Source organism: Vibrio sp. 378 (genome assembly GCF_033339435.1).
Genome location: NZ_JAWOUO010001205.1, coordinates 1 through 515, shown reverse-complemented (window position 1 = coordinate 515; position 515 = coordinate 1). Strand labels below are relative to the sequence as shown.

General features: G+C 44.9%; 1 pseudogene. It reads left to right on the top strand.

Annotation, left to right across the window (positions count from 1 at the left end):
- Positions 1 to 268: pseudogene (gene vscL, locus R7Q48_RS31160) on the top strand (SctL family type III secretion system stator protein VscL); the annotation flags it as partial.
- Positions 269 to 515: the final 247 nt, after the last annotated feature.

Here is a 515-nt window from a genome sequence, read left to right as displayed (position 1 = left end):
GCAATTGGTGAGTAATCAAAAGCAAGTGATCTTACACGTTCATCCTGAGCAAGTGGTCGACGTGAGAGAGAAAGTTGCTGGCGTTTTGAGTGATTTTCCTGAAGTGGGTTATGTCGATGTGGTTGCCGATGCGCGCCTCAAAAACGGTGGCTGCATACTGGAAACCGAAGTCGGCATTATTGACGCCAGTATCGATGGACAGATTCAGGCGTTAAAGCAAGCGATGGTGAAACAACTCAGTGAGCGGAAAATGACGTCACCAGAGTAGAGCGTCACCGCCAAATCAATCGAACACAAAGCTCAGCACATTGCTGAGCTTTGTTGTTTTCAAACGTCTTAAAGCGAAAAAAATCCGACCATCTTTAGCATATTAATCGCGCCGAATGATGAAAAATAACAGCATCAAAACGGCCTGGGTGACTCTGTTTTCATGACTCGTCCGCCGAATTCGTAACAAGCACAATAGGATTATTCATTCAAATGGCTAATGGATTTATTACCGCTTTGATGACGGA